At 76.8% G+C, this 931-nt stretch carries 1 protein-coding gene and 1 pseudogene; both read left to right on the top strand.

The features are described from left to right. Positions 1-666: class I SAM-dependent methyltransferase (locus E0D90_RS25845; RefSeq protein WP_130800326.1), on the top strand; the 666-nt coding region annotated here is incomplete at its 5' end. A 52-nt stretch (positions 667-718) separates the two neighbouring features. Then, positions 719-931: pseudogene (locus tag E0D90_RS25840) on the top strand (class I SAM-dependent methyltransferase); the annotation flags it as partial.

Genomic DNA, 931 nt, shown 5'->3' with positions numbered 1-931 from the left:
CTGGCACGAGCCCTCCGCCACCTGGCACGAGAGCTGTCCGTGCACCACCACCACACGACGGGCCGGCGCGCGCTGGCCGGCGGCCGCGCCGGCAGCCGCCCGTCACGGGTACAGGTCGGCGGCGGCAGCCACCGCGTCGACGGCTTCTGGAACATCGACGCCACCCCGCCCGCCGACCAGCTGTGGGACGTCCGCGAGGGCCTGCCCCTGCACGACGCCTCCGTGGAGGTGCTGTTCTCCGAGCACTTCCTGGAGCACATCGACTACCCGCGCTCGGCGGAACGGTACGCCCGCGAGGCCCACCGGGTGCTGGCACCCGGCGGGCAGGTGATCACCGGCGTGCCGGACGCCGCCTTCGCGCTGCGCGCCTACCCCGGCCCGGCCGACTCGGCGCAGGCCGCCGAGACGGTCGCCCGCTGGTACGCGCGGCGCGCGGACCTGCGCGTCGACACCGCCCTCGACCTGGTCAACTACGTCTTCCGCGACCAGGACGACGACCCCCGGTACACCCCGCACCTGTGGGCGTACGACCACGAGAAGCTGGTCGCTCTCTTCTCCGGCGCGGGCTTCGAGACGGTCGAGCCGTGGCCCTTCGACCCCGGCCTGGCCAACCCGAGACGGCGCTGGGGCAGCGTGTACGTCACCGCCCGCAGACGCGCGGGCTGACCCCGGGGGCGGGCCGTCGGCCCGGCGGCTCCGGGGCGCATACGCTGGGGCCATGTCCGCCGTCCGCCCGCCGTCGCGCCCGTCGCGCCCGCTCGGCACGGTGACTCGCGGTACCACCGGCCCGAACCGGCTGCGGCGGATGGACCGCTGGATCGCCGCCGCGCACGGGCCGGCGCTGCGCCGGTCGGCCACTGCCCCGGTCGCGGTCGACCTCGGGTACGGGGCCGCGCCCTGGACGGCGGTGGAGCTGCTGACCCGGCTGCGC

Source organism: Streptomyces otsuchiensis (assembly GCF_004305975.1).
Classification (GTDB): Bacteria; Actinomycetota; Actinomycetes; order Streptomycetales; family Streptomycetaceae; genus Streptomyces; species Streptomyces otsuchiensis.
This window is presented reverse-complemented; position numbering and strand designations above follow the sequence as displayed.